Consider the following 3974-nt stretch of genomic DNA (forward strand, 5'->3'; position numbering starts at 1 on the left):
GATAGTGTCGGACTTCCTTTAAGGCTAATTCGTAGAACTCATTTGCACCGATGAATTCTCGGTTATTTTGCTGGGCATCTTCTGCCGGAAGTCTGGTTAATATTTCTATGGCGACGCGGAAGAGGACCTGGTAGAACTTGCCAGGGAAATATTAACCAGACTTCCGGCAGAAGATGCCCAGCAAAATAACCGAGAATTCATCGGTGCAAATGAGTTCTACGAGTTAGCCTTAAAGGAAGTCCGACACTATCGCGAACAGGATGAAACGTTAAACACTAAAGTTGAGTTACGTAATGACATTAGTGGCGTACTGGTATCACGTGGTAATTTCCTGATTGGCAGCGACGCCAGAGTTTCGACCGATCGAATAAACGGTTTATTAGCCCATGAAATCGGCACTCATGTGTTGACCTATCATAATGGCAAACAACAACCGCTGCAGGAACTCTATGCCGGAATGGCCGGTTATGAACCCATGCAGGAAGGTCTGGCGGTATTGGGTGAATTCCTGTCGGGTGAAATCAATGCATTGCGGATTCGCTTACTCGCCGGTCGCGTTATGGCAGTAAAACACATTACCGATGGTGCAGACTTTATAGAAACTTTCAACCAGTTATACAAAGAACTTGGCTTTGATAGTTCTACTGCCTTTTATATTACCATGCGCATATTCCGTGGTGGTGGCTACACCAAGGATGTTGTCTACCTGCGCGGCCTTAACCAGGTTTTAGACTACCTTGCAGCGGGTAAAGAGCTGGCACCACTCTATCTGGGTAAAATCTCTCACGAACATTTATCGTTTATTCAGGAATTGCGATGGCGCAAAGTATTAAAGCCGCCAAGCTTACGACCCCGCTTTCTGGATACCCCACTGGCACAGGAACGCTTACAAAAACTTACGCGAGGACTATCGGTGCTGGATTTGGCGAGGAGTAACTAATCATGCGAATCGCTTTTGTGGTGAATGATATTCAGACTGAAATTGCCGATTACACGACTACACAACTGGCGCTGACTGCTGTAAATCGCGGTCATGATGTGTTTTACATCAATGTCGGCGATTTTGCACTTCACCTCGACAATCACACCTATGCGCATGCCATTGTGCCCACTAAGGAACACCATCGATCTTCACAGGTATTTCTGAAAGAACTACAGAAACAAACCGCGAGAGAAAAAATTAGCGTCGATGAACTGGATATACTAATGATCCGCAACGATCCGTCCCTGGATGCCATTGCCCGCCCCTGGGCGCGTATGGCGGCAATTTATTTTGGCAGGTTCGCCATGCAACATGGTGTACTGGTGTTAAACGATCCCAATGGACTGGACATGGCATTTACCAAACTGTACTTAAAAATGCTACCGGGCTGGGTTTACCCTCGAACAATAGTCACCCGAAACAAAGAGGACATTAAATTATTTATTAAACAGGAAGGTGGTTATGGTATTTTAAAACCGCTGTTTGCCTCCGGTGGGCGAGGAGTATTCGTCATTCGACCACAGGATGAACCCAACATCAACCAGATGATAGATGCTGTAGCACGCGATGGTTTTATCATTGCCCAGGAATTCCTGCCAGACGGTGTCAAGGGTGATACTCGCCTGTTTATAATAAATGGAGAACCTTTGCGTAGCAAAGGGCACATTGCTGCGATTCACCGACAGCGCAAGGAGGGCGATAAAGACATACGCAGCAACATGTCTGCGGGTGCCATCGCTGTAAAAGCGGAAGTAACCGATCAGATGCTAGCACTGCTCGACGCTGTCAGGCCCTTCCTGATTCAAAATGGTATTTTCTTCGCCGGACTGGATATCGTGGACAATAAACTGCTGGAGATTAACATACTATCGCCGGGCGGAATGGGCAGTGCCTGCAAACTGGAAGGCGTTAACTTTTTTGCGGAGATAATTAAAGCCATTGAATTTAAGGCGGACTACCTGAATCAATACCCCGACAAGTATGACAACGTAAAAGTAGCTACTCTTAGCACGGCAAATTGAGATGGTTTCTGGTTAACCGGCAAACTCCAGGGCATCTTTCACCGACTCAATACCTGCGCGTGCGCACGCATCATCGACATCGCCGGGAGTTTTTTCCCGAGGTGCACCAGAAATACCCACGGCACCATACATATAACCAGCAACCCGGATCGGAACACCGCCACCGACCAGCGATACTCTGGGTGTACCCTTTAAAAATTTGAGTCGCTCGGCCAGTTCGATAGTTGCCCCCTGAAAAGATGCCGCGGTATAGGCCTTGTCCTGCGCTAAACGTATAGTGTGCGCGCCAGACAGTGGGTCACGGACAAATGCCAGGAGATTTCCATATCGATCCACCACGGCTACTGAAACCTGGTAACCTTTCTTCCGGCAGGTTTGTTCCGCTGCTACCGCAAGCTGGTTTGCTGTGCTTGCCGTTAACACTCGCGTCGTCACAAACGCATCCTCATCCGCCAGCGTGTCACCACAGATGATGATTAAAATAAACCCAAGCACTAAGCGCATTCGTTGCTCCTTTTCTATAAATATATTAAGAACTCAGAAAGATTATAGTCGGCCCCCAATGTATGCCTGTAACTCAGGATCTGAATATTGAGGATTATTAATTACTTTTTCCAGAATATATCGTGCCTGGCGGTTATCACGAATCGCCAGCAATCCTTCTGCAGCGAATATTCTGGATTCTAAAGCCACATCTGGATTGCGCATATAGTCTTCCAGTTTGTGCAAAACTTTAATAGTGGGATTTATTTTTATACTCTTTTCTAACATACCTGATAAATAGTCTGGCGAATACTCAACATTAATATGCAGCTTCATCAGGCCATCGACTGCCCGCTGATTGGGTAGCGCTGCGATGGCAGAAGCGTATTTTTCAATCTCATAGTTTTGACCGTTACGGTCTGCACTGGTTGCCAGCAATACCAGCGTGTCCTCGTGCTTGCTCACCACCTGCCAAAGACGCTGTTGCTCCTGCGAGCTGGCTGACTGGTAGTAGCTTGCCATTACCTCGGCAGCATTTTGCGAATCGGGAATATTATGCACTACTTTACTAAACACATTGGACACGTGGTCAGCGTAATCAGGTGTGGCGGTGGTGCGGCCAGCAACAGTATCGAGAATCGGCTGTAATCCTTCCAGATTATCCACCTTTGATATTACCCAGGTTAATTGCCTGGCGAAATTTTCATAACCGTTTTCCTGGGCTTTATAGATCACTTCAAAGATTTTTGTCACCAGTTCTGACCGGCCATTTTCCATCATCTTTTCAGACAAGATGATGGCTGAACTGCGGTTACCTGCAGGATCAATCAAAACGTCGAACACAGGCAATACTGTGTTGGTGTCCAGCGCAGCCATTTTGATAGCAAGCTCCAGCATCATGCCATCTTCAAGGTTTTTATTGACAATCATATCAACCAGTAACGCAAGACATTCCTCACAGCTACTAATTGTGGCCCATAACTTACTCGCGGTGGCTTTATCGGCATTTCGCCAGGCCATGATATAGTCATCAACAATAACTTCGGGATTTCTAACTTTTCGATCAGGTGCTGTTTTTGCTATTGCTAATTGCGGCGGTGTCGCTTGCGGAACAGAGGGTTTTGCCCGGTTGTCTTCGGTTAGAAACGCGGTACTGGCTTCTTTTCCTGATGCAGTACTTTTTGATTGATTAACGTTGTTTGGTGGTTTCGGTGTTTGTGAGTCTAAGCTATCAACCATATCCCGGGAAGTATCCTGGCCTCCAACGAACAGCCATATGCCAAATGCGACAGTCGTAGCGGCAATAATATGTGTCAGGATATTTTTTTTCAAAGCTGGAACTCTTTATCGACGAAATGACAAACAGAGTTAATGTACGTATATTATTGAGTTTAACACAAACTGTCTGATTGATTTGCCAACGCCGGGGGCAATTGTTATATACTTATTACACTGTTTAAAGATGAATCCTCCTTTTCCATTTATGC

Annotated in this window: 3 protein-coding genes and 1 pseudogene; 2 read left to right on the forward strand and 2 right to left on the reverse strand. The window is 46.3% G+C overall.

Annotated elements, in window-relative coordinates; genetic code table 11:
- Nucleotides 1-115 precede the first annotated feature (115 nt).
- Both ACWVCM_RS05305 and ACWVCM_RS05310 read left to right on the forward strand, forming a co-directional pair.
- Nucleotides 116-940 (forward strand): annotated as a pseudogene (locus ACWVCM_RS05305) (tyrosine/phenylalanine carboxypeptidase domain-containing protein); the annotation flags it as partial.
- Between the two features lie 2 nt (nt 941-942).
- The gene (locus ACWVCM_RS05310) at nt 943-2004 is read left to right on the forward strand and encodes an ATP-grasp domain-containing protein (protein ID WP_455200679.1); all 1062 of its coding nucleotides are present in this window, start codon (nt 943-945) and stop codon (nt 2002-2004) included.
- Nucleotides 2005-2016: 12 nt separating this feature from the next.
- Here the strand turns inward: ACWVCM_RS05310 and ACWVCM_RS05315 are convergent, their stop codons facing one another.
- Nucleotides 2017-2508, reverse strand: a complete 492-nt coding sequence (locus ACWVCM_RS05315) for a GlcG/HbpS family heme-binding protein (RefSeq protein ID WP_455200680.1) — start codon at nt 2506-2508, stop codon at nt 2017-2019.
- Nucleotides 2509-2550: 42 nt separating this feature from the next.
- Nucleotides 2551-3819, reverse strand: a complete 1269-nt coding sequence (locus ACWVCM_RS05320) for a hypothetical protein (protein WP_455200681.1) — start codon at nt 3817-3819, stop codon at nt 2551-2553.
- Between the last annotated feature and the right edge of the window lie 155 nt (nt 3820-3974).

It is taken from the genome of Kaarinaea lacus, assembly GCF_975902315.1.

What these genes read in the sequence shown, in the direction of transcription:
- ACWVCM_RS05310 (WP_455200679.1), top strand. Translation starts at nt 943, where the DNA reads ATGCGAATCGCTTTTGTGGTGAATGATATTCAGACTGAAATTGCCGAT.
- ACWVCM_RS05315 (WP_455200680.1), bottom strand. Translation starts at nt 2,508, where the DNA reads ATGCGCTTAGTGCTTGGGTTTATTTTAATCATCATCTGTGGTGACACG.